The sequence below is a fragment of the Arenimonas soli genome (assembly GCF_014643775.1).
Lineage (GTDB): Bacteria > Pseudomonadota > Gammaproteobacteria > Xanthomonadales > Xanthomonadaceae > Arenimonas > Arenimonas soli.
On record NZ_BMKC01000002.1, the window covers coordinates 396527 to 422899 of the forward strand.

Genomic DNA, 26373 nt, shown 5'->3' on the forward strand with positions numbered 1-26373 from the left:
CCTGAGCCAAACGGAAACGAGGAAGCATGAATTGAAGTCCAGGATCCCAGCAGTTCTGCTCTCGTTCCTCCTGGCGGTGGGCACTGTCTCTGCCGGTCAGCGGGAAAGTCCGGACTTTGTGTACGCGGCATATGAAGCGGATGGAACTGTCAGGAAGATTTCGACAGGGACGAAGCCGCCTGCGGTATTCATCGGGCACGCTGGAAGAGCTGCGACGCTGTGCGGAAAAGATGAAGACGTCATCTGCATTAGAAGCTTGCCCTTTAGCTTCGCGGTTCCGAAGACAGCAGAGCTTGCCGTTGGCCATACTTGGATGCACGACGGGCTGACATACAGCGTCGTGTCGACTCAAGAGGTGAGGCTGCCAGGAAGAACCGCCTCAGCTGTAGTGATCAGCACATGCAGCGCGGAGGGAGGGTGCCGTTCGTTCGTCTACTCGCGCGCGGTGGGGCTTGTGGGCTTCACCGTCCCGACACCCGACAAGAAGTCGCACATGTACTGGATCCAGGGCGCATCCGGATTTCCAGTCGGTCCAAAGTGATCGCCGGAACAGAATTCGCAGGCGGCCAGTGATAAACATTCATGGCCCGGATGTTTGCAACGCTGCCCGCGCATAGTCCGGCAGGATCTGCTGCCCGTCCCAGGTGTAGATCAGGTGGTGGGCCCGCACGCAGGATGCCCTAGGCGGCACCGTTGCGATCAACGACACCTACCACTACGACTTCAACGGCAACGTCGCCGGCATCACCGACGGGCTGCCGAACCAACCCGGCAACCGCACCATGACCTACGACGCGCTCGACCGCCTGGTCGGCGTGGTGGCCGGCTCGGCCCAGGGCGGCATCGGGACCTTCGAATACGACCCGCTGGACAACCTGCGGGTGCTCGAGCAGGGCAGTCGCAAGTTTCGCTACGTCTACGACGCGACCAACCGCCTGGACGAGATCCGCTCGCCAGGCGGCGCCCTGCTGCACAGCTTCGATTACGACGCCCGCGGCAACACCATCAACAAGGACGGTGGCAGCCTGACCTTCAACCGGGAGAACCGGCTGACCCATTCACAGATCCCCACCGCCACCAGCTACGTCTACGACGGCCTGGGCCGACGGGTGCGGGAGTTCATGGGCGCTTCGACCTACTTCTACTACGGCCAGGGCGGCAAGCTGCTCTACACCCACGACCTCAAGACCAGCGCCAGCGCCCGCACCGACCACATCTACCTGGCCGGCAGCCTGGTCGCCAACCGCAAGGTGCCCTTCGGCAGCAGCCCCACGATCGAGGTGACCTACCAGCACACCGACGCCTTGGGCTCCCCGGTGGCGACCACCAACCAAAGCGGCGCCCTGTTACCCCGCGAACGCATGACCGCCTGGGGCGAGCCGGCTGACGGCACGTGGTCGTCGGGGCCGGGGTATACCGGGCATCAGATGGATGCGGCGTCGAAGCTGGTTTATATGCAGCAGCGCTATTACGATCCGGCGATCGGGAGGTTCTTGTCGGTGGATTCTTTAGTGACCGATCCGAGCACGGGATTCAACTTCAGTCGATACTGGTACGCCAACGACAATCCGTACAGCTTCATAGACCCAGACGGTCGCGCCGCTCAATGGTTCGAGAACAAGGATGGCACCGTAACTCTTCAAATCAAGGTGTACTTCACTGGCCAGGATGCCACCCCGGCAATGGTGTCAAGGATAGAACAGCGAGTGGAACAGCTGAAGACCGGCTCTAGGCGATCTGTCGAATTGGTAGTGTTGAGCCGGCCGGGGGGAACAGATTCCAACGTCATGGACTTATCGCCAGGAATGGATTTCACGAACTTCCCGGGGGCGGGGGAGGGTGTGAACGGCCTCGGCGGAAACAAGGGTCATATCGATACGTCACCGGGTCGCGATGACGTTGGGGCTGCGGCCCACGACATACTGCATTTCGCAGGTATTGATGACGGATATGTTGAAGGCGCTCCCGACGCAAATGGAAACCGAACTGACGGTGGGCTGAAGCCAGGCTACACAAACGACGACATCATGGCGCGTCGGTCGGGAACTCAGCTACGGCCGGAACACTTCGATGAAGCACGGGACAATTGGTCAACAACCATTGAGGAGCAAAAGTGATGGGGAATCCAAAGCTGTTAGCGTTGCTCCTGTTGCTGCATGTGCCAATCACCGACGCAGTGCCGCCACCGAATCCGAATGTCTGTTCCAACACCGCGTGCTACGAAATAAGCCCTATGGACTTCGCAGGCATGCGAAGTCAATTCATGCCGTCGGACTCGCCGATAGAAGGCTCCGAGCGTGTTTCCCTCGTCTACGCCAAGTTGGGAGTCATTCGAATTGAGATTGGCGAGCTTGAGCTTGAGCCATGCGCTTCCTCAAAGCTGACCTTATCTTTCGGACGAAGTAGCCGTGCGTACGCTGAGGGATGTGCCAGCATCGATGGTTCAGCAGCGCGATCCCGAAAGGTCGCCATTACTTATCACGCGAAAAGAAAGAAGAATTTGCGTTGGTTGGTCAACTCACTGTCTATGTTGTGGCTAGTAGAAGGGCCCCCTGAACACCAAGTCTCGGGGTTGACCATGGTTTTGAGCTCCGGTGTCGGTTTTCAGGCGGCGCCGGAAAACTAACTGCATGGTGTCGGATCAAGTTGCGCCGTGCATGTGATGAATGTGGCGTTGAGCCGACCCATATGTCCTGGGCATAGCCAAAGAAAACCGGTCACCGAGTCTCTAGGACATCGGACTCTGCAACGTCGCCCGCGCATACTCCGGCAGGATCTGCTGCCCGTCCCAGGTGTAGATCAGGTGGTGGGCCTGCACGCAGGGCGCGACGCGGTCGGGGTGGAAGACGCCCACGCATTCGCCGCCGGCGTGGCGCACGCTGGGGTAGACCACGCCGTCGGAACCGTCCGCGCGCAACTTGCGCGCCAGCGCCTGCGGCGGGCCGTAGTCGTCCGGGTCCAGCATCTGTGCCCAGCCCTTGCGCAGGTCGTGCAGGCGGCCGCGGATGGCGGTGCGGTAGCAGCGCATTTCGATGCGCATCGCCGGTTCGGCGGTGGCGGCCATGAAGCGCGCGCGGTGGTACATGGTTTCGGCGATGGCCGTTTCCAGCGTGCGTGCCGCGTAGAACACGCCATAGCTGCCGTCGCTGAATCGGCTGCCGGCCGGGTTGAGGTGGGTGAAGGCGGCCATCACCGGCTGCGTGCCCGGCCCGCTGATGCGCCGTTCGCGCGGCACCAGCTGCAGCTGGCCGAGTTCTTCGCGCAGGCGCGGGTTGGTCAGCGATTCCAGCGCGTACAGCGCGTCGAGGTCGTCGGGCCGGGCGATGCGGTCGAACACGCCCTGCGGCGGGAACCGGCTGGGCACCAGGCGCCAGGCCTCGGCCCAGCTGACCCGGGTGAGGCGCGGCGCGGTCACTGCCAGCCGCGCTGAGCGTCGAGGTAGCTGCGCACGACGAACAGGTCGGCGACGTTGCCTGACAGCATGCGATCGAGCGCCGAGCCGCCGCCGAAGGGCAGCGCGGCATTGGGCTTGCGCAGCCAGGCGTCGGCGCGGGTGGGGTCGGGGAACAGAACCTGCAGCGTCTTGAAGATGCCCAGCACGTAGCTGATGCGCTCGAGCACGTCGCGGCCCGGGCTGCCGTCCTGCTGCTTCTTCCACTTGTACCAGGTGGACTCCGGCGGGTCGCCGAGCAGGCGCCGGGCCTCGGCATTTTTCAGGCCCCAGGCGCGGGCGATGGCGAAGTAGGCACGCAGGGCCGGCCCGCCGAGGTCGGGCAGGGCGGTTGCCGGGACGTGCTGGGCGCGGGGGGTGGCCATGGCGGCTCTCCTTGTGGAGTACAGGGTAACTCTACTCCTTCAGTGGAGCCATTGGTAATGCCTTCGAGGGCCCGCGCGCACGGGAAACGCGTGCCGTTCAGCTTGCTCAAGCCATTGATTCAACAGGAAGAAAGCGCAAGAAACCGGCGCTGGTTAACAACCATCAAACATTTGCTTCAGTTTCGATTGCTTCGCCGGCCGCCAACCTCGGCCCCACGCTCACGGACGTGCCGACGGATCCCCCGATCCCCACCGCGGGCCAGGCCCACCGGGCCGCCTACAAATACGTTCGCAAGGAGAACCACCATGAATGTCATCAAGTCTTCCCTGATCGCTTCCGCCATCGCCCTGGCCTTTGGTGCCACCGCCGTCAGTGCCGAGCACCACACCGGCGAAGACCACGCCGACAAGGTCAAGACCGAAAACGACATGAAGCCCGAGCGCACCGCGGCCCAGGCCACCACCGACGCCGCCATCACCGCTTCGGTGAAGACCCGCCTGCTGGCCGACGAGCGCACCGAGGGTTTCGACATCAACGTCGACACCTACAACGGCGTGGTCACCCTGACCGGTGGCAGCGACTCGATGGCCGACAAGATGGCCGCCTCTGAAGTCGTCGCCGAAGTCGAGGACGTCGTCAGCGTGGACAACCGCCTGGTGATCGCCGCCGAGGGCAGCGAAGCCCGCCAGGACGCCAACACCGCCACCGCCTCGGGCGAGGTGCGTGAGGCCATGGACGAAGCCGGCGACAGCATCGACGACGCCTGGATCACCTCCAAGGTGAAGACCCAGCTGCTGGCCGACGAGCACGTGAAGGGCACCGACATCAACGTCGACACCCAGGCCAACGTGGTCACCCTGACCGGCACCGCGCCCAGCCTGGCCGCCCGTACCAAGGCGATCGAAATCGCCCAGGGCACCAAGGGCGTTCGCAGCGTCGTGGCGACCAACCTGACCGTCGCCGTCGAGACCAACGACTAAACCGTTCCCGCGTTCCATGTCAGAGTGGACGGCAGCGGCCGGGCAGGACGCCCGGCCGTTTCCGTTCGGGGCCGGCCCGCAGCGGCCAGCCGGAGTGACCCTGGAGATCGCCATGAACCAAAAGCAGGAAAACCGCAGTGTCTTCGCCGTCGACAACCTGGCCCAGCTCGAAGACGCGCTGACCGCGGCGCGTGATGCCGGCATCGCCGACAAAGACATCGCCCTGGTCGCGCGCCACGACATCGAGCTCGAGCTCGACCCCGACGCCAGTGACCCCGACGAACACGGCCGCGTGCGCGGCCTGCTGGCCGGGCTCAGCGCCGTTGCCGTGCCCACCCTGGGCGTCAGCCTGGCCGGCGCCGGCATGCTGAACCTGCTGGGCAGCAACCTGGCCGGCTGGACCGGCCATGCCGCCGGCGACCACGCCAACGACGACGTGCGCGAACGCTACCAGGCCCTGGTGGAATCGGGCGTGCTGCTGGTGGTGGTGCAGGCCGACTCCGCCGAACGCCACGCCGCGGCCCACGCCGCCATGGTGACCGCCGGCGCCCGGCCCCTGGACGACGGCCAGGACTGAAGCCCGGCGTGCCCCGTGCGACACTGCCGCCGGGACACACCGGGGGAATACGCATGCGCGCCGCCTTCCTTGCCAGCCTGCTGCTGGCCTTGCCCGTCGCCGCCAAGCCGCCCGCCACGCTGCGGGTGGACATCCAGCACGGCGGCGACGCCGTCACCGAGCACTACGCCCTCGAACGCGTGGTGGTGGAGCCCCTGCCCTGGCCTGGCAACCCGGCGCGGCCGATCGACGACAGCAATCGCGGCATGAACCAGCTGCGCGTACTCGACGCCGAATCCGGCAAGCTGCTGTATTCGCGCGGCTACAGCACGATCTTCGGCGAATGGCAGTCCACCGCCGAAGCGGAAAGCATGCAGCGCAGCTTCCAGGAATCACTGCGTTTCCCGATGCCGGAAAGGCCCGTCACCGTGCAGGTGATGAAGCGCGGCGCCGACAACGCCTTCGTGCCCGCCTGGCAGGTGCGCATCGACCCGGCCGGGCTGGACGTCGAGCGCGGCCACCGCATGGGCCCGGCACGCCCCTTCGCCGTGCTCGACAACGGCGACCCGGCCACCAAGGTGGACCTGCTGATCCTGGGCGACGGCTACGCCCATGACGAACTGGACAAGTTCGAAGCCGACGCCCATCGCCTGGCCCGGCACCTGTTCAGCGTTTCGCCCTTCAGGGAACGCGAAGCCGACTTCAACGTCTGGGCGCTGACCGTGCCGCAGGCGGAAAGCGGCGTCTCGCGCCCGTCCACCGGCGTGCACCGGGCCGGCGCCACCGGCCTGCGCTACGACATCTTCGGCTCGGAACGCTACGCGCTGAGCGTGGACAACCGCGCCTGGCGCGAACTGGCCCAGTTCGCGCCCTACGACGTGGTGGAAATCATCTTCAATTCCGAAACCTACGGCGGCGGCGGCATCTTCGGGCAGTTCAGCACCGCCGCGGCCGGCAGCGACTGGGCGAACTACCTTTTCGTGCACGAGTTCGGCCACCACTTCGCCGGCCTGGCCGACGAGTACTACACCTCGTCGGTGGCCTACCAGAGCGGCGGCGAACGCCCCGAACCCTGGGAACCCAACGCCACCGCCGACCCGAAGGCCGGCAAGTGGAAACACCTGGTCAGCCCGGCCACGCCGCTGCCCACGCCCTGGCCGAAAGCGCCGTTCGAAGCCTTCCAGCGCGAGAACCAGGCCCGCCGCGCGCAGCTGCGCGCCGACCAGCGCCCGGAATCGGAAATGAGCCAGCTCTTCCACGACGAACAGGCTTTCGTCACCGACCTGTTCGCCGGCCACCCGCACGCGAACGCCGTGGGCGCCTTCGAAGGCGCCAACTACCAGGCCACCGGCTACTACCGCCCCCAGCTCAACTGCCTGATGTTCACCCGCACCGACCACTTCTGCGACGTGTGCGCGGACGCGGTCGAAGACATCATCGACCTTTATTCCCGCCCCGCGCCCCAGGCCCCCTAGTGGCGGCGGCTGCAACCAAGCAAGGAAACCCCATGCCATCGCGCAACAACAACACCCCCACGCCCGCCGAGGATGCCAAGCACCTGGCCGTGCTGATCGACGCCGACAACGCCCAGCCTTCGGTCATCGAAGGCCTGCTGGCCGAAGTGGCCAAGTTCGGCGTCGCCAGCGTCAAGCGCATCTACGGCGACTTCACCTCGCAGCGACTGCAGGGCTGGAAGCAGGCGCTGCTCAAGCACTCCATCCACCCGGTGCAGCAGTTCGCCTACACCAGCGGAAAAAACGCCACCGACAGTTCGCTAATCATCGACGCGATGGACCTGATGTACACCGGCCGCTTCGACGGCTTCTGCCTGGTGTCGAGCGACAGCGACTTCACCCGCCTGGCCCAGCGCCTGCGCGAAGCCGGCCTCACCGTCTATGGCTTTGGCGAGCGCAAGACGCCCGACCCCTTCGTGCAGGCCTGCGACAAGTTCACCTACGTCGAGGTGTTGCGCCAGGACGCGGCCGAGTCCGAAAAGCCGGAGCCCGCCAAGCCCAATGGCCGCGTCGCCAAGAAGGCGACGACAAAGGCCGCCACGACCGAAAAGCCCAAGCAGCCGCAGCAGGCCCCGCGCAAGCTGCTCAACCAGGCCATCGAAGAAGCCAGCGACGAAGAAGGCTGGGCCCAGCTGGGCGCGGTGGGCAGCTACCTCAACAAGCTGCGCTCGGACTTCGACCCGCGGCTGTTTGGCCACCGCAAGCTCAGCGACCTGTTCAAGGCCTACCCGAAGTGGTTCGAGTTCAAGGAGCTCGCCAGCCCGGCGGGGGGCAAGGATCTGTACGTTCGCGCCAAGGGCTGAAGGCATTCGCGGCTGACGCCGCTCCCGCAGGGACGCGTCAGCCCTTGGGCGCCTCGGCCGGACGCCACAGGTCCACGGCGAAGTCGGATTCGTAAGGCGGCACGTTGCACTCGATCACATCCTCGGGCGCGATTTTCAGCGTCACGCCGACGATGTCCGCGCGCACCGGCATGCGATGGCGCTGCCGGTCCACCAGCACCGCCGCGTGCACGTGCGCCGGTTTCTGCGTGGCCAGCCACTCGAACACGCGCATCAGCGAATAACCCTGGTACAGCACGTCGTCCACCACGATGACGCGGCGGTTCATCAGGTCGGCGCCGCTGGGTGCCTCGAGCGCGGTGTCGGGGTGCAGCAGTTCCAGGTTGTCGGCGTAGCGCTTGACCTTCAGGTCGATGCGTTCGATCTCGGCCCAGGGGGCGTGCACTCGGACGCGGGCCAGCAGGCGGTCGGCCAGCGGCGCGCCGCGTCGCAGCACGCCCAGCAGCACCGTCGGCGTGGCATCGAGCAGGGCGGCGGCCTGGCGGGCCATGTCGTCCACCACGATTTCCAGGTCCACTTCGGAATACAGGCGGAAGCGGTCGGCGGGCATGCGGGTCTCCGGCGTCGTGGGCCGGCCTAGCCTAGCGGTTTTGCGCGCCGTTTCCACCGCCGAAGCCGCGCCGCACCCAGGCCGGGTCCAGGCCCATGCGCCGGCAGGCGTGCTGGGCCGGGCCGTCGTTCAAGCCGGCGCGGAAAAGCGGCGCCGCGGTGGCCAGCAGGCGGGCGGCGAACTCGGCCTGCGCGCGTTCGCGCCGGCCCTGCCCCAGCCGCGCCCGCGCCCAGTCCGGCAGCAGCGCCATGCCTGCGCCCAGGAACACCCGGCGCGACAGCCCGGCCATCGGCACCGGCAGGCGCATGGTGTCGAGCACCCGCAGCACTTCGCGCGACCGGCCGGTAAAGGCCAGCCGCGGCTGCACGGCGTCGAAGTAGTCCGCCACCTGCGCTTCGCTGCGCGGCACGTCGCGGGCGCCCAGGGCTTCAGCGATGCGCCGGGTTTCGTCGTAGTAACGGTCGGCATCGGCGCGCGGCACCGGCCCGGCGAAGCGGCGGTAGCCCTGCAGGAAGCCGAAGGCCTCGGTCACGTGCACCCAGGTCAGCAGGGCCGGGTCGTTGGCGGAATAGGGTTCGCCGGCTTCGGTGACGCCCTGCACGCGGTCGTGGATGCGCCGCACCCGGGCGATCTGCGCCTGGGCCTGGGCGCGCGGCGCATAGCTGGTGCCGGCGACGAAGTGCGTGGTGCGGCGCAGCCGGCCCACCAGGTCGCTGCGGAAATTGCTGTGGTCCCAGACGCCGGCCAGCGCCGCCGGGTGCAGGGTCTGCAGCACCAGCGCGCACAACCCGCCCGACAGCATGCCGGCGAAGTCGGCGTGTATGCGCCAGGTCGCGCTGGCGGGGTCGAACAGGCCGGGGTCGTCAGCGGGATTGTCGTAGTCAAGCCCGCTTTCCCCGCGCGGGAAAGCGCGCAGCACCCAGGTGCGCAGCGGTTGGGTCAGGGGCGAAGGCATGCCGCCAGTCTAGGCGCCGGCCGTGAAGGGCGGGTGCGGGGCGCTGCCTGCCGTTGGTCGGAAAGGGCCGGGCCAGTCGTGGCGCGGGACCGGCGGCAAAGATAGTGTCACCCGCACAGGGGAACATCTGACGAAACTTCGGGGAGATTTCGTACATGAACAAGGGAAGGGTCGGACTTTTGTCCGCGCTGTTGCTGTGCCCTGCGTTTGCCCACGCCGGGGTCTGGATCAATGAAATCCACTACGACAACGCCGGCACGGATGTCGACGAGTTCATCGAAGTCGCCGGCGACGCGGGGACGTCGCTGTCCGGCTGGTCCCTGCACTTCTACAACGGCTCCGACCGCCGCGTTTACGCCACGCGTTCGCTGTCGGGCACGCTGGGCAGCCAGTGCGGCGCCTACGGCTTCGTGGCCGTGGCCGCCGCCGGCCTGCAGAACGGCGCGCCCGACGGCGTTGCCCTGGTCAATGCCTCCGGCACCGCCGTGCAGTTCCTGAGCTACGAAGGCAAGTTCAAGGCCGCCGCCGGCCCGGCGCGCAACAAGACCTCGGTGGACATCGGCGTGTCCGAAACCACCTCGACGCCGGTCGGCCACTCGCTGCAGCTCAAGGGCACCGGCACCGCCTACGCCGATTTCAGCTGGCATGCGCCGTCCACCGCCAGCCCCGGCACCTGCAACGCGGGCCAGGTTTTCCCGGTGCCGGATGCGGCGCCCACGGTCACCACTACCTCGCCGGCGAACGGCAGTTCGGCCGTGCCGCTGGACGCCAACCTCAGCATCAGCTTCTCCGAGCCGGTCAGCGTGCAGGCCGGCGCCATCGTGCTGGGCTGCGACACCAGCGGCAGCGTGCCGGTGTCCGTCAGCGGTGGCCCGAGCACCTTCACCGCCGACCCGCAGACCGACCTGGCCGGGCTGGAGGACTGCCTGGTGGACGTGCTGGCCAGCAAGGTCAGCGACCTCGACGGCGTCGCCACGCCGATGGCGGCCGACTACAGCTTCATGTTCACCACGGCGTCGGTGCCCGGCAGCGACTACTACTCCGGCGTGGACACCAGCAGCACCAGCGCCCTGCGCGCCAGCCTGCACGCGATCATCGACGACCACCAGCGCTTCCCCTACACCTCGTCGGCCACCGACACCTGGGACGTGCTGGAGTTCGCCGACGAAGACCCGCTCAACCCGGGCCGCATCCTCGACGTGTACCGCAACGCCAGCTACCAGAAGTACGGCGCCGGCAACACCGAATACAACCGTGAGCACACCTGGCCAAAGAGCTACGGCTTCACCGCCGATTCAAGCAGCAACTACCCCTACACCGACACCCACATGCTGTTCCTGTCGGATTCGGGCTACAACAGCTCGCGCGGCAACAAGCCCTACGCCGACTGCCTGACGAACTGCACCGAACGCACCACCGTGGCCAACGGCGGCGAAGGCGGCGGCAGCGGCGTGTTCCCGGGCAACTCCAATTGGTACGACACCACCAACTGGCAGACCTGGGGCGACCGCAAGGGCGACGTGGCGCGCGCGCTGCTGTACATGGACGTGCGTTACGAAGGCGGCACGCATGGCGTCACCGGCGCGGCCGAGCCCGACCTGATCCTCACCGACGATCCGGGCCTGATCCAGTCCTCCAGCAGCAACCTCAGCGTGGCCTACATGGGCCGCCTGGCCGACCTGCTGCGCTGGCACGCCGAGGACCCGGTGGACGCCAAGGAACAGCTGCGCAACGAAGCGGTGTATTCGTACCAGGGCAACCGCAACCCGTTCATCGACCATCCGGAATGGGTGGCTTGCGTGTTCCAGAACCAGTGCAACTGATCTGATTCCAGACAAGCGCTGGACGAGCCCGCTTCGGCGGGCTCGTGTTCTTGGGCGGTCAAGCATCACGACCAGGGCTATCCGGCCCGACTATTGTTGGAATCCCCAGCGAACCCTACGATGGCCCAGCCGGCCGTCCGGCGAGGGTGCATCGATGCCGTTGGGCGAAATGGTAGGCGAGGTGTTGGTCCAGATCGTCTTTGAGTTCCTGATCAAAGGGCCGGGATTTGTCATAGCCAGACTCTTCAATCCACGCCTGGACATCGAAAGCGCCTGGACAGTTGTTGCCGGGCTGCTGTTCTGGGGAGCCTTGGGCGGGCTGGGCTACCTGGCGTATCAATCCACCGTTTCCTAGGGGGTCGTCGTGGCTGTTGCAGACAAAATGCTCAAGGTCCTCAAGCTCAGCCAGGAAGTCGTGGATGTGTACCGGGATGAACTGAGCAACGAGTCCCTGACCGGAGTGATCACGGACTTCTCGGATGATTTTCTGTACCTGAGCCTATTCACCGAATCAGGCGCCGCCAATGGCATCTCGATCGTCTTCAGGCATGACATCACCAGGATGCGCTGGTCGGGCAACGAACGGCAGGCCATCGCGGAGCTCATCGAGGCGGCTGGCTCCAAGGCAACCAAGCCGCGTATCGAACTCGAATCGATTCAGTCCGTACTCAAGAGCGTCTCCGATACGTTCGGCTACGTGAATGCATTGATCGAGCGAATCGACGATTCCATAACCTTCATCGGTGAAATCGCGGAACTCGACGAGGAGTCCCTCGTCCTGGACACCTATGGCACGTTCTCAACGCGCGACCGAAGCAAGCTTCTCCTTCGCTGCCAGGACCTGACGCGGGTGGATGCCGACGCCAGCTACGAAAGAAGCGTGGCGCTGCTTGCCAGAAAAATACGTTAGGCGAAGGTACTCGTTGCGACTTGGTCTGGCTTACCGGTTATCCAAGCGACGACTCAGCACTTCAGCTTGAAGGCTGCTTCGGTGACGAGGTTGCCGTTGACCATCAGCTCGACCCGGTGGCTCCCCTCGTAATAGCGGCGGGTGGTGATGGGGCGCAGGGAGTGGGCTTTTTCCAACCGTCGGGTTTCGCCCGGGAAAAGGGTCAGGGTCCAGCCCTTGAAGACTTTCGGCGTGCTGCTGCCGTTGGCCTTGACGTGGTGGACCACGTAGTCGACGGCCAGCTTTTGTGGGCGGGTTGAAGTAGATGTCAGCGTTGCCACCAGGCGGACGCTGTCGCCGACGGCCACGCGCTTCGGGGAGACGGAAAGCGAGGCCTCGCCTTTCAGGCCGGCGCCGAGGCCCCAGGCCTTGAGTACAAGCCGGTCGCCGCGTTTCACCAGGGTGCGGCTGGCGTGGCGCAGCAAGGCCTTTCGTTCGGGTGGGGCCTTGGGCAGGTGGGCTTCGAGCCAGTCGGCCACGACGCCGGGATGGTCCTTGGCGATGTCGTTCAAGTGATTGGCGACGCTGCGGCGCACGTAGGGGCTGGGGTCGTCCTGCAGGGCGCGCAGCAGCGGCAGCGTGGGCGAAGGGTCGGCGATCAACGATTTCACCTGCAGGCCCCAGGGCAGGCGCGGGCGGCTGCCTTCGCTGGTCCAGCGGCGCACGTGTGGGCTGGGGTCGTCGCGCCAGGCCAGCAGCTGCGCCATGGTCAGGTCGAAGTGATTGATGAGGAAAGGCCGCACGGCGAATTCGCTGGTGAAGCGCTGGGTGAGTTCGCGCAGGGCATGCAGCGCGCGTACCGGATCCGCCTGGCCGCGGCGGGCGATGAACTCGCCCAGGGGCCAGCCGATCCAGCCGGCCAGGCCGGCGTCGGTGGTGGCGAAGCCAAGGTCGTCGGTGGTCGCCGCCGGGGCCAGCGCGGTCTCGATGATGCCCGCGGCGCGGTCGAAATCGTCGGGCAGCGTGGCCTCCAGCGCGTCGGCGACCTGCATCGCGCGGGCCTTCATCTCCAGCGCGTCCAGGCCGGCAAGCGCCTGGCGCTCGAAGTCGCGGCGGTCGAATCCACGCCAGTGGCGCTGCAGGTGCTCGCCGCAGGCGCGCACCAGGTCGGCGTTGATCAGGTTCTTGAACGGCTCGGGCATGGGGGGATTGTAGAAGCCTCGTTCGCGGCCAGGCGGGCCAGCAGCTGCATCAGGCTGCGCACGTCGGTGTGGTTGTGGGCCAGCACGCGGCGCAGGTCGGTGGCGGGGCCGCCATTGAGGTAGTCGCGCCAGGCGCGCGGGGCTTCGCTGCCGGGCAGGTCGTCTTCGCGCAGCACCTTCAGCAGCTGTCGTTCGACGGTGGCCAGGCGGCAGTTTTCCCACAGGCCGCGGTAGCGGCGGCGCACCGGGTGCAGCAGGTCCAGGTGGGCCAGGGGCGTGATCGGGCAGGGCATCCGCGCCAGGCGGTAGCGTGTCTTCAGCAGCGGCGCGTCGTAGCTGCGGCCGTTGTAGCTAACCAGCACCGTGTCGGGCTGCAGCCAGCCGGCGAACACCTCGAGCATGGCGTGCTCGGCCGCCATTGTGGTGGTCATCAGCTGGCGGATGCGCAGCTGCCCGTCCACGCGGTCGGCGCAGCCGATCATGAAGGCGCGGGTGCCAGTGCCGCCGGCCAGGCCGGTGGTTTCGGTGTCGAAGCACAGCAGCTGGCTGGGGCTGACGGTGTCGAAGTTCTTGGCGAAGGAGACGTCGAGGACGTCGGGCAGCGTGGGGGATTCGTGCTGGGATTCGAGGTAGCGAAGGCCGGGGGCGATTTCGTCGCCGGGCAGGTGGCGGTCGGGAGGGCGTGACGCGGCAACCGCACGCAGCGAGGCGCGGGTGCGGAGGCCTAGCAGGCGGCGGATGGATTCGGGGACTTCGGGGCGGGGTCGTGCGTCGGCGACAGGCCTGGGAACCACAGCGGCCTGTCCGGCATCCTTCTGCAGCTGCCGCAACCGCTGCGCCAGCGCCGCACTCACGCCGTCTGCCCCAGCAGACCCAGCACCCGCATTGCCAGCGCCCGCGGCGTATTGCCGGTCTTGCCTTCATCGGCGGCCAGTACAGGGCCGACGCAGGCGGGGCAGCCGGCGGCGCAGTCGCATGCTGCGACCAATTCGCGGGCGCGCGCCACCAGTTCGGCCTGGCGTCGCCACAAGGGTTCGCTCAGGCCGATGCCGCCGGGGTAGTTGTCGTAGAGGTAAACCGTGGGCGTGAAGCGTTCGGCGGCATCCGGGTTGCCGGGCTGGCCGTCGGCGCCGCGCAGCTGGCCGCGGCCGCGGCCGTCGGTGTGCGCGAACCAGGCGCCGTCGCCGCTGCCCACGGCCTGGCGCAGGTCGCGGCCTTCGGCCATCACCGCCACCGTGGCGACCACGTGCAGCGCATAGGCGGCGCCCAGGAACCCATCGAGCGCGTCCTGGCGGGAACGGAAGGCCTGTTCCAGCGCATCCTGCGGCAGCTGCCACCACAAGGAGGTGGTGTGCATCTCCTGGTCGGGCAGGTTCACCGGCCCGTAGCCGATGTTTTCGTGGGTGTAGTAGCGGATCTTCTTGTAGCCCGGCACGCGCCGCACCACGTGCACTTCGCCGTGCTGGGCGCTGCCGTCGCCGGCGCGCACGCCGTCGAAGCGTTCGAGCACCTTGAGCTTGGTGTAGTCGATGGCGTCGGTGTAGTAGTCGACGTGGGTGCGGGTGACGTAGGCCTTGCGGCCCTCCCAGTCCAGGCGTTCCACCTGGAAGGGCACCGACTGGATCATGTGGATGGCGCCTTCGTACAAGGTAAGCGCCGCGGCGGAATAGTCCACCTCGGCGATGATCTTCTGCCGGCCATCGGTGCGGTCGACCACCACGAAGTTGCCGTCGGCCACCGAGCGCAGCGACACCGCGTTGGCCGGGTAGCTGTCGGCGATCCAGTCCCAGCGTTCGCCTTCGCAATGCAGCACGCCGGTTTCGGCCAGCACGTCGAGCCAGGGCGAGGGGTCGAGCGGCCCGTAGGATTCGCCGCGCAGGAAAGGCAGCTCGAAAGCGGCGCAGCGCAGGTGGTCGAGCAGGATCAGCGGCTGGTCGGGCGCGATGCGCGCGTGTTCGGGGTTGGCGGCCTCGAAAAAGCCCGGATGCCGCACCAGGTACTGGTCCAGCGGGTCCGAGGACGCCACCAGCACGCCCAGCGAAGGCTGCTGGCGCCGGCCCGCGCGGCCCACGCGCTGCCAGGTGGCCGCCACCGAGCCCGGGTAGCCGTTGAGCACCACGACGTCGAGCGCGCCGATGTCCACGCCCAGCTCCAGCGCCGAGGTGCTGACGATGCCGTCCACGTTGCCGGCGCGCATCGCGCGTTCGGCCTCGCGGCGCTCGTTGGGCAGGTAGCCGCCGCGGTAGGCGCGGATGCGCGGCGGCTTGCGCGGGTCGTGGTCGAAGACGTCCTTCAGGTACTTGGTAAGCACCTCGACCATCGTGCGCGACTGCGCGAACACCAGGGTCTTGAGGCCCGCGCGGATGGCCAGGCGGGCGATGCGGTTGGACTGCGAACGCGCCGAGGCGCGCAGGCCCAGGTCGGGGTTCACCACCGGCGGGTTCCACAGCAGCAGGTGTCTTTCGCCCACCGGCGCGCCCGACTCGGTGATGGCCTCGATGGGCGCCTCCACCAGCGCTTGGGCATGCTGCTGCGGATTGCCGATGGTCGCCGAGCACAGGATGAACTGCGGGTTGGCGCCGTAGAACGCGCAGACCCGCTTGAGCCGGCGCAGCACGTTGGCCAGGTGCGAACCGAAGACGCCGCGGTAGGTATGCACTTCGTCGATGACCACGTAGCGCAGGTTCTCGAAGAACTGCGCCCACTTGGTGTGATGCGGAAGGATCGCCTGGTGCAGCATGTCGGGGTTGGACACCACCAGGTCGGCGTGCAGGCGAATGGCCTGGCGGGCGTCGCCGGGCGTGTCGCCGTCGAAGGTGTGGCAGCGCAGGCCCAGGTCGCCGGCGCGGTTGAGTTCCAGCAGGTCGGCCACCTGGTCCTGCGACAGGGCCTTGGTCGGGAACAGGAACAGCGCCTTGGCCTGCTGCTGCATCGCCGCCGCCACCACCGGCAGCGAATAGCACAGGCTCTTGCCCGATGCGGTGGGCGTGACCACCACGAAATTCTTGCCGGCCCGGGCCGCGTCCCAGGCCTGGGACTGGTGGCTGTAGAGCTGGCCGATGCCGCGCGCACGCAGCGCCGACGCCAGCGCCGGCGGCAGGTCGTCGGGTAGCGGCGCATAGCGGCCTTCGCGCGCGGGTTGCACGAAGTGGCCGGTGACCCGGTCGGCGTACTTGGCCTGCAGGCGGCTGGCCAGCTGCCGGGGGTCGCGCACGCGTGGCGCCAGCGGCGAGTCTTCCGGTTCCTGGGCCGCGAGGGCGAGGTCGCGGGCGTCGTGGCGGGCGAGGGCGTTGGCGGGCATGGGGGCTTCGATGCAGCGAGGGGCGTTCATTAGCCGCCCCGGCCGTCTCATTTCGTGAGACGGGACACCGGCGTAGGCTTGACCCACGTCAACGCCACCGTGCGCCGCGCGCGTAGGGTGGTCCCATCCCCTGCCGCCTCCCGAGGAGACTGGCCATGATCCGCGACCTGTTCGTTTTCCTGCAGGGCACGCCCGCCGATGCCGCCGCCCTGGCCGCCGCCATTGCCCTGGCCAAGGCCCACGATGCCCATGTCGCGGCCCTGGCCGTGGCGCATGCGCCGGTGCCCTTCGCCAGCGAGTGGGGCGTCACCGCCGTCGGCCTGGACCAGGCCGGCTTCGAAGCCCTGCGCAAGGCCGCCGAGGAGGCGGCCGCCGGCGCCCGCGGGAAGCTCGAAGCCGCCGGCGTTTCCCATGACGTGCGGGTGGCCGATTCGCCCCTGGCCTGGCCTGAGGAAGTGGCCGCGCTGCACGCCCGGCACGCCGACCTGTGCGTGTTCGGCGGGCCGGCGCCCGGCGCCCCGGGCTCGCGCTTCGGCACCAGTTTCGATGCCCTGCTGATGCACTCGGGCCGGCCGGTGCTGCTGGTGCCCGACGGCGTGACCCTGATGGTGCCGCCGCGCCGGGTGGTGATTGCCTGGCAGCCGCGGCGCGAAGCCAGCCGCGCCGTGCACGACGCCCTGCCCTGGCTGCCGCGCGACGCCCGCGTGGACGTGCTGGTGGTCAACCCGCAGTCCACGGCCCTGGGTTACGGGGAAGCGCCGGGGTCGGACATCGCCCGCCACCTGGCGCGGCATGGTTGCCAGGCCGAGGTGGTGGAAGTCGAACGCGGCGGCCACAGCACCGGCCAGGCCATCCTCGACCACGCCCGGGCCTGCGTCGCCGACCTGGTGGTGATGGGTGGCTTCAGCCATTCACGCTGGCGCGAGCAGGTCTTCGGCGGCGTCACCCGCACGGTGCTCGAAGGCACGCGCACGCCGGTGCTTTTTTCGCACTGAACCGCGGGCTCAGTCCGAGGCCACCCGGTTCCTGCCGCTGGCCTTGGCCGCGTAAAGCTGGCGGTCGGCCGCGCGCACCAGCGAGGCGGCATCCACGTCCGGGTCGTAACTTTTCGCCAGCCCGGCGCTGACGGTCACCACGCCCAGCGGGCTGGCCGGGTGTTCGATGGCGGCGCCGACGATGTCTTCCAGGATGCGCCGCAGGATGCGTTCGGCGTGCGGCACCGCGATCGCGGTGAACACCAGCGCGAACTCCTCGCCGCCGTAGCGGTAGCAGCGCACGTCGCGGCGGACCTGGCCGGCCAGCACGTCGGCGACCTTGCGCAGCGCCTGGTCGCCGGCCTCGTGGCCCAGCGTGTCGTTGTAGGGCTTGAAGTAGTCCACGTCCAGCATGCCCAGGGCCAGTCCCGACAGCGGCTCGGGATGTGCCAGCAGCTGCGCCAGGTCGTCGTCGAAGGCGCGGCGGTTGGGAAGCGCGGTCAGGCTGTCGGTGCGGGTCAGCTGCTCAAGCCGGCGGTTGGCCGTGGCCAGCTCGCGGGTGCGGTCCTCGACGGTGCCTTCAAGCTCGACCTGGCGCTGTTCCACCTGGCGGGCAAGCTCGTGGAAACTGCGCGACAGGCTGCCGATTTCGTTTTCCTCGTCCAGCGGCAGGTTGGTCACCGTGGCCTCGATCGGTTCGCCCCTGGCGAAACGATCAGCGGCGTCGCGCAGGCGCCGCACCGGCTCGCTGACGCGCCGGCCCAGCACCGTGCCCACCACCACCAGCAGGATCAGCTGCAGCGCCAGGCCCAGCGCCAGCATCATCGCCGCGCCACGGTGGGCGGCACCGGCCACCTGTTCGGACGGGTAGATCGTCGCCAGCCGCCAGTCCGGACCCCTGACGCGGGTGAACACCACGTAGGCGCCGCTTTCCTCGTCCTGCATCACGTGGGCCGAGTGGCCCTGCTGGAAATGTTCGTTGGCCAGCCGGTGAACGCGGGCGGGAAACGGGTCGTCGAGGTCATTTACATGCAGGATGCCCCGCTCCTCGTCGCCTTCGGAAAGCGTGTCCGGCCCGGCGATCAGGTGGCCACCGGGACCGAGCAGCAGGGTTTGCGCGCCGACCAGGCGGCTGCGGCCCAGGCGCGCCAGGATGTCGTCGAGCAGGATGTCGTGGCTGGGATTCACCAGGTGCCGGCCGTCGTGGTCCACCGGCAGCTGCACGGTCACCGTCCACTGCCGGGCCGTCTTGTCGAAGTACAGGCCCGACCACACCGCCTCGCGGCTGGGGTTCTTGTCGGGGCGCGTACCGGCGATGACCTCGCCTTCGGTCACGTCCAGGTCCGGCGCGGCCTGCAGTCCCCAGGGCACGCCCGGCCAGTGGATCACCAGGCCGTTGTCCGGCAGCGAGGCATGCAGGTTGGCGAAGGGTTCGCGCCAGGCGGGGCCCAGTTCGGCCACCAGGTCGGTGGTGATCACGGCGCGTCGGCGCAGGTCCTCGTCGGGCGGCGCCGCCCGCCGACCCAGGAAACCGGTGGTGTGGATCGCGTAGCGGCCGTCGTCGTGGCGGTGGCCGCGGAAATAGGACCGGTCGAGCCGGACGGCGCCGTCTTCGCCGACCTGGTACATCGCGTCGAAACGCGCGCCGTAGTCCACGGCGCGGTCCTGGTAGCGGCGCAGGAACTCGGCCCGGAACACCTCAAGGTGCGCGATGGCATCCCGGAAGGCCTGCTCTTCCTGCAGGCCCTGGAGCTCGGCGTGCCGGCGCAGCTGCTCCAGGGCGCGGTCGTGCGAATACTGCCAGGCATAGGCGTAACCCAGGCCGGTGGCGCCAACCACCGCCAGGGTCGACCACAGCGCGACGCGCCGAAGGACCTGGTGGGCCAGCAGGCGCATGGATTCAGCCGCAGCGCACCGTCAGGACCTTGCCGTCATCGTCCACGTCCAGGTTCACGCGGTCTTCCCGGTAATCCATGGTCACCATCATGCCGGGCTTGATCACCCGCACCCGGTCCGACCCGGTGTCGGCTTTCACCCGGGCCACCAGGGCCTCGTCGGCGACATTTCCCACGGCCCACTGGCCGGCTTTGGCGTCACAGGTCATGGGGGCTTCCTCGTTGGTGCCAGCCTCGTCCATGGCGGGCGGGGGCGGTGCGGCGGCGAAACCATCGGCGCTTTCATCGGCCGGCGGCGGGTCCTGGGACGGGGTGGCGCAGGCCGAAAGGGCGAACAGGCCGGCCAGGGCCAGCGACAGGGGTCTGATCAGGCGCATCCGGTGTCTCCGCGTAGGGGATGTCCCGAGCGTAGCGCAGGGCGGGGCGGGCGTCTGCCGACTGGCCCCCGGTCCGCTGAATGAGTTCACCACTGCAACGATACGTGCCAGCCAGCCGGCTTTGTTTCGCCGGCGTGGATCTCCATCCTGTTGCCATCCCACCGGAGTCCCTGCCATGAAATCCGCCCTGCATTCCCCGACCCGCCTTGCCGGCCTGTCCCTGCGCAACCGCATCGTGATGGCGCCGATGACCCGTTCGCGCGCCCCCGGCAACGTCCCCAGCGCCCTGATGGCCACGTACTACGGCCAGCGCGCGAGCGCCGGCCTGGTCATCACCGAAGGCACCTCGCCTTCGCCCAACGGCCTGGGCTACTCGCGCATCCCCGGCCTGTTCACCGCCGATCAGGCCCGCGGCTGGGCCGCGGTGGCCAAGGCCGTGCACGAAGGCGGCAGCCGCATTTCCCTGCAGCTGATGCACAGCGGCCGCATCGGCCACCCGGCCAACCTGCCCGAAGGCGCCGAGCTGCTGGGCCCGTCTGCCATCGCCGCCGCCGGCCAGATCTGGACCGACACCCAGGGCATGCAGGACCACCCCGCGCCGCGCGAGATGAGCGAAGCCGACATCGCCGCCACCCGCGACGAATACGTGCGTGCGGCGCTGCTGGCGCGCGAGGCCGGCATTGATCTCGTCGAAGTGCACGCCGCCAACGGCTACCTGCCGGGCCAGTTCCTGAACCCCAAATCCAACCAGCGCAGCGACGCCTACGGCGGCAGCGGCGAAAACCGCCGGCGCTTCCTGCTGGAACTGGTCGACGCGGTCGTCGGCGCGATCGGCGCGGACCACGTGGGCGTGCGCGTGTCGCCCTTCAACCCCTTCAACGACCTGGCCGCCAACTTCGAAGGCGAGCGCGAGGAATACCTGGCCCTGGTGGACGCGCTGGCCGAACGTGGCCTGGCCTACCTGAGCCTGATCGCCACGCCGGGCGCCGTGCCCGACGAGGTGGTGGATGAAACCCGCCGCCGTTTCCCCGGCACGCTGATCCTGGCCGGCGACTACGACGCCACGCGCGCGGAAACCGACCTGGCCGCGGGCCGCGCCGACCTGATCGCCTTCGGCCGCCCCTTCATCGCCAACCCCGACCTGCCGGCGCGCCTGGCGGCGAAGGCACCGCTGGCCGATATGCAGGCCGACAAGCTGTACACGCCGGGCCCGGAGGGGTACTCCGACTACCCGGCCCTGTCGCAGACCGCCGCCGCCTGAGCCAGGGCAGGACTTCCGGCGGTGTCCATGTTCATGCGGGCCGTGTGAAAATCCCGGCCCTCATGAAAACCCTCCTGCGAAGGCTGCCCTGGCTGCTGTTCGCCAGCGTGCTGCTGGCGGGCTGCGGCGGCGCGGCCACGCGCCCGGACCTGGCGCGCCTTTACGAAGAAGACACCCGCAACCAGGCCCAGCCGCCGGTCATCCTCATCCACGGCCTGATGGGTTCGACCCTGGTCGAGCGCGACACCGGCAAGGAGTACTGGCCGGGCGGCCTGGGCACGCTGGCCTTCAGCAACTACCGCGAACTGGCGCGCGTACGCGACGTCGAACAGCGCGGCGGCGGCCTGGTCCCGGGCGACCTGTTCTACGGCGTGGCCCGCACCGATTACTACGAGGCGCTGATCAAGGCGCTCGAAGACGTGGGCCGTTTCCGTCGCGCCGAACCCGGGCAGCCGGTGCGCGGTGAAAACGACCGTCGGCGCTATTACGTGCTGCTCTACGACTGGCGCAAGGAAAACATCCACGCCGTGCGCCAGCTGCACGAGATGGTCGAACAGATCCGCCGCGACTACCGCGACCCCGACCTGCCGGTGGACGTGCTGGCGCACAGCAACGGCGGCCTGATCGCCAGCTACTACCTGCGCTACGGTCCCCAGGACATCCTCGACCGCAACGAATTCACGCCCTGGGACGAGGGCGCGCACCGCATCCGCCGCATGGTGCTGCTGGGCACGCCCAACCTGGGCTCGGTGATCAGCCTCGAACGCCTGCAGCAGGGCGTGAAGATCGCCTTCCGCACCGTGCCGGTGGAAGTGCTGGCCACCTTCGCCACGCCCTTCGAAACGCTGCCGCACCCCGACGCCAGGGTCATCCACGGGCCGGACGGCGAGCTGGTGGACCTGGACATCTACAGCGTGGACACCTGGCGCCGCCATCGCTGGGGCGTTTTTTCGCCCGAGGTCGAAGCCCGCGTGGTGGCCGCCGCGCATGGCCCCGAAACCGGCGCCCTGCAGCTGGCCGCGCTGCATGCCACCTTCGCCCGCCATCTTGAACGGGCCCGCAAGCTGCACCTGGCCCTGGGCGAACCGATCCAGAGCAACGGCGTGGAAGTGGCGCTGTTCGGCGGCGATTGCACCCTGACCCCCGGCCGGGCCGTGCTCGACGAAAAGGACGGCCTCAGGAGCCTGGTCGTGCGGCCCGATAACGTTCAGGCCAGGGTCGACGGCGTGGACTACGAACGCCTGCTGATGCAGCCCGGCGACGGCCTGGTGACCCGGGATTCGCAGCTGGGCCGCGGCCGCGTGGCGGGCATGGGCGCGGCCTACGACAGCTATCCCTTCGCGCAGACCTTCTTCCTGTGTGAACGCCACGACCAGCTGTCGGTCAACCCCTACTTCCAGAACAACCTGCTGCACTTCCTGCTTTCGCGTTGACGCGCGCCCGACCCCGGGCAGGCATAGAATGACCCCATGAAGGACCTGCGCGCCCTGCTGATCGACTGCCGCATCGAGCTGCGCAAGCTCGCGCGCGACTTCCAGAAAACCGAGCTTTGCGAGCGCCTGGACCTGGCTATCCAGCAGGCCGCGAACGCCAGCCTGGCGCCCAAGCCCGCCGTCTCCACGCAGGCCAGCGACGCCCCGCCGACCGAAAAAACCCAGACCGTCAGCCAGGTCGCCCTGGCCTGGCAGACCGCCGCCCGCGACCTGAAGTTCTCAGACCCGGCCATCCATGCCCGCATGGGCGAAAAGGTGATGCGCCTGCTGGGCGCCAAGACCCTGGCCGACCCGGCCAACGAGATCATCCAGCTCGAAGGCATGGTCAAGGCCGCCGAAGCGCGCATCGCCCAGCTCGAAAAAGCCCAGCATTCGCTGGAAGTCGAGCGCGACGCGCTGCTTGGCGCCCTCGCCGACGCCGCGCCGGGACTCAAGGACGGCGGCGACCGGCTCGCCGTCGCCCTGGCCCGCGTGGCCTGGCTCAAGACCGAGGCCGGCAAGACCGCCGCCGGCCCGGCGCCCGGCAAGCGCGCGCCCGAACCCCAGGACACCGTGCCCACGGCCGACCTGCTGCAGGCCGCGGCCGCCGGCGCCGCCAGCTTCAACAAGGAACAGCGCGAGTGGTGCGTGGGCGAGGCCATGGTGGTCACCGGCTTCCAGTTCACCCCGGTCGAACTGATCGAAAAAGGCGACGCGGCCATGGCCCGCCTGATCCTCGACGCCCGCAAGGGCGGCTGAGCCGTCACCTAAAAACGCCCGAATTGCGGCAGACTCCCTGCCATGGCTCGATTCACGCGAACCTGCCTGCTGCTCGCCGCCGGCTGCCTGGCCTTCGGGTCGCTGGCCGCGACGGCCCGCGACGTCCGGGTCGGCGTGTACGACAATCCGCCCAAGCTGCTGCTGGACAAGCACGGCCGGGCCAGCGGCATCCTAGGTGACCTGCTGGCGGAAATCGCCCGCGAAGAAGGCTGGACCCTTCGGCCCGTACCCTGCCAGTGGGAGGCCTGCCTGGCGCGGCTGGCGGCCGGCGAACTGGACCTGCTTCCGGACATGGCCCACACCGACGAACGTGCGCTGCGCTTCGCGATGCACGAGGTGCCGGCCCTGCGCAGCTGGAGCCAGGTGTACACCCGGCCCGGCCTGCGGCTCGATTCCCTGCTCGACCTCGACGGCCACCGGGTCGCCGTGCTCGCCGGCTCGGTGCAGCAAACCTACCTGGGCGAAGCGGCGCACGACTTCGGGCTGCAGGTCGACTGGCTGGTGGTGGATTCAATGGAAGCCGCGCTGGCCGCCACGGTGGCCGGCGAGGCGGACGCCATGGCCACCAACCACTTCTTCGGCTCGCGCTCGGCCAGCGAACGCGGCCTGGGCGAGACCCCCATCCTGTTCGCCCCGTCCCGGCTTTATTACGCCAGCCGCGTGGGCGACAACGCCGACCTGCTGCGGGCCATCGATTCGCACCTGTCGCGGTGGCAGGGCCGGGCCGACTCGCCGTACTTCAGCATCCTGCGGCGCTGGGGCGCGCCCGGCATCGAACCTGGCCTGCCGGACTACGTTTACTGGCTCTTCGCCGGCGCGACCGGCGCCATGCTGCTGGCGCTGGCCGGCATCAGCCTGCTGCGGCGCGAGGTGCGGATAAAGACGCAGTCACTGGCGGCCAGCGAACAACAGCTCACCGCCATCCTCGACAGCGTCGACGCGCACGTCTACATCAAGGACGCCAGGCTGCGCTATCGCTACGTCAACCGGAAGCTGGCGCAGCTGTTCGGCATGAAGGCCGCGGACGTGGTCGGTCGCGGCGACGAGGACTTCTACGACCAGGCCACCGTCGACGAATTGCGCAACAACGACCTGAAGGTGGTCCGCGACGGGCAGCGCCTGGCGCTGGAGGAAGTCAACCGCGCCCGCAGCGACGGCGGCATCGAACACGCCTACCTGTCGGTGAAGATCCCGCTGCTGGGCGCCGACGGCAAGGTGGACGCGCTGTGCGGCATTTCCACCGAGATCACCGAACAGCACGTGATGCGGCAGGAAATCGAACGCCTGGCGCTGTTCGATCCGCTGACCCAGCTGCCCAACCGCAAGCACTTCCTCGAGCTGTTGCGCGCGGCCATCGCCAACAGCCGCCGGGATGGTTCGGCAGGGGTCCTGGTGGTGCTCAACCTCGACCGCTTCAAGGAGCTCAACGACACCCGCGGGCACCAGGCCGGCGACGAGTGGCTGCGGCAGGTGACGCAAAGGCTGCGGCCGCTGCTGCACGAAGGCCAGACGCTTGCCCGCCTGGGGGCCGACGAGTTCGGCATCCTCATCGATGGCCTGCCGCCGTCGCCGGCCGGCGCGCAGAAGCAGGCGGCCGCCCTGGGCCAGCGCGTGCTTGATGCGATAAGCGTGCCCGGCGACGTGGCCGGACAGCGCTACCACGGCACCGCCAGCCTGGGCGCCACCCTGTTCGGTGGGGCCAGCGCCGACGAAGTGCTGCGCCACGCCGACCTGGCCCTGTCCGAGGCCAAGGCCGCCGGCGGCAACCGCATGCGCCAGTTCATGGCCCAGATGCAGGAAGCCGCGGCCGCGCGTGCTTCGCTGGAAGCCGACCTGCGCGTCGGCCTGGACCGCGGTGAATTCGTGCTGCACTACCAGCCCCAGGTCGACGGCGCCGGCAAGCTGCTCGGACTCGAAGCCCTGGTGCGCTGGCAGCATCCGCGCCGCGGGCTGGTGCCGCCGGCCAGCTTCATCCCGCTGGCCGAGGCGTCCGGCCTGATCGTTCCCCTGGGTGACTGGGTCATGCGCCAGGCGATCGAACAACTCAAGCACCTGGCCACCCGGCCACAGACGGCGGGCCTGCGCATCGCGGTGAACGTCAGCGCCCGGCAACTGCACCAGCCCGATTTCGTTCCCGGCGTGCTGGCGGCCCTGGCCGGCTCAGGCCTGCCGCCGGGCCGGCTGGAACTCGAACTGACCGAAAGCGAACTGGTGGCCGACATCGAACAGGCCATCACGCGCCTGAAGGCGCTGCGCGACGGCGGGGTGCGCATCGCGCTGGACGACTTCGGCACCGGTTACTCGGCACTCAACTACGTCAAGCGCCTGCCGCTGGACATGCTCAAGATAGACACCAGCTTCGTGCGCGACCTGCTGGTCGACCCCAACGACATGGCCATCGTGCGCACCATCATTTCCCTGGGCCAGAGCCTGGGCCTGGAAGTGCTGGCCGAAGGCGTCGAAGACCCGGCCCAGCGCGACGTGCTGCACGAAATCGGCTGCCGGCAGTTCCAGGGCTACCACTTCAGCAAGCCGCGGCCGATCGCCGACCTGCAGGACGACTGGCTGGCCTGAGCGCCGGGTCCGGCGCGGATCAGGCGCCGCCTTCGAAGGACTTGTTGCCCAGCAGCACGCGGCCGTCGTGGTCGCGCACCACCAGCTCGACCTCGATGCCCTGGCGCACGCTCTGGGTGACCACGCAGAACTCCTCAAACTGGGCCAGGATGCGCTCGAGGTGCTTGAGTTCCCCTGGGCCCTCGGACAGGGTCAGTTCGGCCACGGCCTTGGGAATGCGCCAGCGGCCCTGGTCGTTGCGGGCCATCTCGCCGGTGATGGTGGCCGAGATCGGTCCCGGCTGGTTGCCGAACTTGCTCAGCGCGAAGGTAAGGCTGGCGGCCAGGCAGTTGGCGATCGCGGCCATCAGCAGGCGCGAGGGGTTGGGGCCCTTGCCTTCGCCCAGGGGCGCCGGTTCGTCGGTGGCCAGGTCGGCGATGCCTTCGCCGAACTCGACGGTGAAGGCGTAGCCGGACTGCTGGCGCAGGAACACCTGTACGGTTTTCGTTTCCATGGCGGGCTCCGGTGGGCGGTAAGCCAAGCATACGGCCGCGGGCGGGTGCCCGGCCGGCGGCGCGCTGAACGGAAATCCCAATGCCGGCACATCGAAATGCGAATCCCGCGCACGGTTC

Annotated in this window: 24 protein-coding genes; 14 read left to right on the plus strand and 10 right to left on the minus strand. The window is 68.4% G+C overall.

From position 1 onward, the window contains the following. Nucleotides 1-31 precede the first annotated feature (31 nt). Both IEX13_RS09925 and IEX13_RS09930 read left to right on the plus strand, forming a co-directional pair. Nucleotides 32-541, plus strand: a complete 510-nt coding sequence (locus IEX13_RS09925; protein WP_188663685.1) for a hypothetical protein — start codon at nucleotides 32-34, stop codon at nucleotides 539-541. 157 nt (nucleotides 542-698) lie between these two features. Beyond that, on the plus strand, nucleotides 699-2117 hold the full coding sequence (locus tag IEX13_RS09930; protein WP_484463088.1) for an RHS repeat domain-containing protein: 1419 nt from the start codon (nucleotides 699-701) through the stop codon (nucleotides 2115-2117). A gap of 611 nt (nucleotides 2118-2728) precedes the next feature. Here the strand turns inward: IEX13_RS09930 and IEX13_RS09935 are convergent. Next, complete coding sequence (locus IEX13_RS09935; protein ID WP_229668524.1) at nucleotides 2729-3421, minus strand: RES family NAD+ phosphorylase; 693 nt, start codon at nucleotides 3419-3421, stop codon at nucleotides 2729-2731. Continuing rightward, the gene (locus IEX13_RS09940; RefSeq protein ID WP_188663693.1) at nucleotides 3412-3816 is read right to left on the minus strand and encodes an MbcA/ParS/Xre antitoxin family protein; all 405 of its coding nucleotides are present in this window, start codon (nucleotides 3814-3816) and stop codon (nucleotides 3412-3414) included. The genes IEX13_RS09935 and IEX13_RS09940 overlap by 10 nt, the downstream gene beginning before the upstream one ends. 306 nt (nucleotides 3817-4122) lie before the next feature. On the opposite strand from IEX13_RS09940, the gene IEX13_RS09945 reads away from it, so the two are divergent. The 4 genes from IEX13_RS09945 (at nucleotide 4123) to IEX13_RS09960 (ending at nucleotide 7670) form a co-directional block, all read left to right on the plus strand. After that, nucleotides 4123-4797 carry a BON domain-containing protein gene (locus tag IEX13_RS09945; protein WP_188663695.1) on the plus strand — a complete coding sequence of 225 codons (675 nt, stop codon included), beginning with the start codon at nucleotides 4123-4125 and terminating at the stop codon, nucleotides 4795-4797. Between the two features lie 112 nt (nucleotides 4798-4909). Beyond that, a complete protein-coding gene (locus IEX13_RS09950; RefSeq protein ID WP_188663697.1) occupies nucleotides 4910-5374 on the plus strand; it encodes a hypothetical protein in 465 nt (154 codons plus the stop codon). Nucleotides 5375-5427: 53 nt separating this feature from the next. Continuing rightward, nucleotides 5428-6828 carry an IgA Peptidase M64 gene (locus tag IEX13_RS09955; RefSeq protein ID WP_188663699.1) on the plus strand — a complete coding sequence of 467 codons (1401 nt, stop codon included), beginning with the start codon at nucleotides 5428-5430 and terminating at the stop codon, nucleotides 6826-6828. 32 nt (nucleotides 6829-6860) lie between these two features. Then, nucleotides 6861-7670: an NYN domain-containing protein gene (locus tag IEX13_RS09960; protein WP_188663701.1), complete on the plus strand. Its 810-nt coding sequence runs from the start codon at nucleotides 6861-6863 to the stop codon at nucleotides 7668-7670. Nucleotides 7671-7707: 37 nt separating this feature from the next. Here IEX13_RS09960 and IEX13_RS09965 read toward each other — a convergent pair whose 3' ends face one another. Both IEX13_RS09965 and IEX13_RS09970 read right to left on the minus strand, forming a co-directional pair. Further along, nucleotides 7708-8259 carry a phosphoribosyltransferase family protein gene (locus IEX13_RS09965; RefSeq protein WP_188663703.1) on the minus strand — a complete coding sequence of 184 codons (552 nt, stop codon included), beginning with the start codon at nucleotides 8257-8259 and terminating at the stop codon, nucleotides 7708-7710. A 31-nt stretch (nucleotides 8260-8290) separates the two neighbouring features. Then, nucleotides 8291-9214 (minus strand): oxygenase MpaB family protein, encoded by a 924-nt coding sequence (locus tag IEX13_RS09970; protein ID WP_188663705.1) that lies wholly within the window; start codon nucleotides 9212-9214, stop codon nucleotides 8291-8293. Between the two features lie 155 nt (nucleotides 9215-9369). Here IEX13_RS09970 and IEX13_RS09975 point away from each other — a divergent pair, with 155 nt between their 5' ends. The 3 genes from IEX13_RS09975 to IEX13_RS09985 all read left to right on the plus strand — a co-directional run bounded on the left by IEX13_RS09975 (nucleotide 9370) and on the right by IEX13_RS09985 (nucleotide 11947). Then, nucleotides 9370-11037, plus strand: a complete 1668-nt coding sequence (locus IEX13_RS09975; protein WP_188663707.1) for an endonuclease — start codon at nucleotides 9370-9372, stop codon at nucleotides 11035-11037. Between the two features lie 154 nt (nucleotides 11038-11191). Further along, nucleotides 11192-11392, plus strand: a complete 201-nt coding sequence (locus tag IEX13_RS09980; protein WP_188663709.1) for a hypothetical protein — start codon at nucleotides 11192-11194, stop codon at nucleotides 11390-11392. 9 nt (nucleotides 11393-11401) lie between these two features. Further along, complete coding sequence (locus tag IEX13_RS09985) at nucleotides 11402-11947, plus strand: hypothetical protein (protein ID WP_188663711.1); 546 nt, start codon at nucleotides 11402-11404, stop codon at nucleotides 11945-11947. A gap of 53 nt (nucleotides 11948-12000) precedes the next feature. Here IEX13_RS09985 and IEX13_RS09990 read toward each other — a convergent pair whose 3' ends face one another. Genes IEX13_RS09990 through IEX13_RS10000 form a run of 3 tightly spaced genes read right to left on the minus strand, consistent with a single transcriptional unit; the run spans nucleotide 12001 to nucleotide 16354 of the window. After that, nucleotides 12001-13128 (minus strand): DNA alkylation repair protein, encoded by a 1128-nt coding sequence (locus IEX13_RS09990; RefSeq protein WP_188663713.1) that lies wholly within the window; start codon nucleotides 13126-13128, stop codon nucleotides 12001-12003. Next, nucleotides 13104-13982 carry a ribonuclease H-like domain-containing protein gene (locus tag IEX13_RS09995; RefSeq protein WP_425489100.1) on the minus strand — a complete coding sequence of 293 codons (879 nt, stop codon included), beginning with the start codon at nucleotides 13980-13982 and terminating at the stop codon, nucleotides 13104-13106. The genes IEX13_RS09990 and IEX13_RS09995 overlap by 25 nt, the downstream gene beginning before the upstream one ends. Further along, nucleotides 13979-16354: a DEAD/DEAH box helicase gene (locus IEX13_RS10000; protein ID WP_425489102.1), complete on the minus strand. Its 2376-nt coding sequence runs from the start codon at nucleotides 16352-16354 to the stop codon at nucleotides 13979-13981. Before IEX13_RS10000 ends, IEX13_RS09995 begins: the two co-directional genes overlap by 4 nt. Nucleotides 16355-16584: 230 nt before the next feature. On the opposite strand from IEX13_RS10000, the gene IEX13_RS10005 reads away from it, so the two are divergent. Continuing rightward, a complete protein-coding gene (locus IEX13_RS10005; protein ID WP_188663715.1) occupies nucleotides 16585-17424 on the plus strand; it encodes a universal stress protein in 840 nt (279 codons plus the stop codon). Nucleotides 17425-17433: 9 nt separating this feature from the next. On the opposite strand, the gene IEX13_RS10010 is transcribed toward IEX13_RS10005, so the two are convergent. Together IEX13_RS10010 and IEX13_RS10015 are read right to left on the minus strand one after the other, a co-directional pair. Then, nucleotides 17434-19299 (minus strand): GGDEF domain-containing protein, encoded by a 1866-nt coding sequence (locus tag IEX13_RS10010; RefSeq protein ID WP_188663717.1) that lies wholly within the window; start codon nucleotides 19297-19299, stop codon nucleotides 17434-17436. Between the two features lie 4 nt (nucleotides 19300-19303). Beyond that, the gene (locus tag IEX13_RS10015; protein WP_188663719.1) at nucleotides 19304-19675 is read right to left on the minus strand and encodes an I78 family peptidase inhibitor; all 372 of its coding nucleotides are present in this window, start codon (nucleotides 19673-19675) and stop codon (nucleotides 19304-19306) included. Nucleotides 19676-19850: 175 nt separating this feature from the next. On the opposite strand from IEX13_RS10015, the gene IEX13_RS10020 reads away from it, so the two are divergent. From IEX13_RS10020 to IEX13_RS10035, 4 genes are all read left to right on the plus strand, one after another. Continuing rightward, nucleotides 19851-20936, plus strand: coding sequence for an alkene reductase (locus IEX13_RS10020; protein ID WP_188663721.1), 1086 nt, complete (start codon nucleotides 19851-19853; stop codon nucleotides 20934-20936). Nucleotides 20937-20998: 62 nt separating this feature from the next. Beyond that, complete coding sequence (locus tag IEX13_RS10025; protein WP_188663723.1) at nucleotides 20999-22369, plus strand: esterase/lipase family protein; 1371 nt, start codon at nucleotides 20999-21001, stop codon at nucleotides 22367-22369. Nucleotides 22370-22405: 36 nt separating this feature from the next. Continuing rightward, nucleotides 22406-23167 (plus strand): hypothetical protein, encoded by a 762-nt coding sequence (locus IEX13_RS10030; RefSeq protein ID WP_188663725.1) that lies wholly within the window; start codon nucleotides 22406-22408, stop codon nucleotides 23165-23167. A 42-nt stretch (nucleotides 23168-23209) separates the two neighbouring features. Then, nucleotides 23210-25762: an EAL domain-containing protein gene (locus IEX13_RS10035; RefSeq protein WP_188663727.1), complete on the plus strand. Its 2553-nt coding sequence runs from the start codon at nucleotides 23210-23212 to the stop codon at nucleotides 25760-25762. A 19-nt stretch (nucleotides 25763-25781) separates the two neighbouring features. Here IEX13_RS10035 and IEX13_RS10040 read toward each other — a convergent pair whose 3' ends face one another. After that, nucleotides 25782-26255 (minus strand): OsmC family protein, encoded by a 474-nt coding sequence (locus IEX13_RS10040; RefSeq protein WP_188663729.1) that lies wholly within the window; start codon nucleotides 26253-26255, stop codon nucleotides 25782-25784. Nucleotides 26256-26373: the final 118 nt, after the last annotated feature.

Coding starts and splice junctions, on each gene's coding strand:
- IEX13_RS09980 (WP_188663709.1), top strand. CDS start 11,192: ATGCCGTTGGGCGAAATGGTAGGCGAGGTGTTGGTCCAGATCGTCTTT.
- IEX13_RS09940 (WP_188663693.1), bottom strand. CDS start 3,816: ATGGCCACCCCCCGCGCCCAGCACGTCCCGGCAACCGCCCTGCCCGAC.
- IEX13_RS10010 (WP_188663717.1), bottom strand. CDS start 19,299: ATGCGCCTGCTGGCCCACCAGGTCCTTCGGCGCGTCGCGCTGTGGTCG.
- IEX13_RS09965 (WP_188663703.1), bottom strand. CDS start 8,259: ATGCCCGCCGACCGCTTCCGCCTGTATTCCGAAGTGGACCTGGAAATC.
- IEX13_RS10005 (WP_188663715.1), top strand. CDS start 16,585: ATGATCCGCGACCTGTTCGTTTTCCTGCAGGGCACGCCCGCCGATGCC.
- IEX13_RS10015 (WP_188663719.1), bottom strand. CDS start 19,675: ATGCGCCTGATCAGACCCCTGTCGCTGGCCCTGGCCGGCCTGTTCGCC.
- IEX13_RS10035 (WP_188663727.1), top strand. CDS start 23,210: ATGGCTCGATTCACGCGAACCTGCCTGCTGCTCGCCGCCGGCTGCCTG.
- IEX13_RS10030 (WP_188663725.1), top strand. CDS start 22,406: ATGAAGGACCTGCGCGCCCTGCTGATCGACTGCCGCATCGAGCTGCGC.
- IEX13_RS10020 (WP_188663721.1), top strand. CDS start 19,851: ATGAAATCCGCCCTGCATTCCCCGACCCGCCTTGCCGGCCTGTCCCTG.
- IEX13_RS09950 (WP_188663697.1), top strand. CDS start 4,910: ATGAACCAAAAGCAGGAAAACCGCAGTGTCTTCGCCGTCGACAACCTG.
- IEX13_RS09945 (WP_188663695.1), top strand. CDS start 4,123: ATGAATGTCATCAAGTCTTCCCTGATCGCTTCCGCCATCGCCCTGGCC.
- IEX13_RS09975 (WP_188663707.1), top strand. CDS start 9,370: ATGAACAAGGGAAGGGTCGGACTTTTGTCCGCGCTGTTGCTGTGCCCT.
- IEX13_RS09970 (WP_188663705.1), bottom strand. CDS start 9,214: ATGCCTTCGCCCCTGACCCAACCGCTGCGCACCTGGGTGCTGCGCGCT.
- IEX13_RS09990 (WP_188663713.1), bottom strand. CDS start 13,128: ATGCCCGAGCCGTTCAAGAACCTGATCAACGCCGACCTGGTGCGCGCC.
- IEX13_RS09955 (WP_188663699.1), top strand. CDS start 5,428: ATGCGCGCCGCCTTCCTTGCCAGCCTGCTGCTGGCCTTGCCCGTCGCC.
- IEX13_RS10025 (WP_188663723.1), top strand. CDS start 20,999: ATGAAAACCCTCCTGCGAAGGCTGCCCTGGCTGCTGTTCGCCAGCGTG.
- IEX13_RS09960 (WP_188663701.1), top strand. CDS start 6,861: ATGCCATCGCGCAACAACAACACCCCCACGCCCGCCGAGGATGCCAAG.
- IEX13_RS10040 (WP_188663729.1), bottom strand. CDS start 26,255: ATGGAAACGAAAACCGTACAGGTGTTCCTGCGCCAGCAGTCCGGCTAC.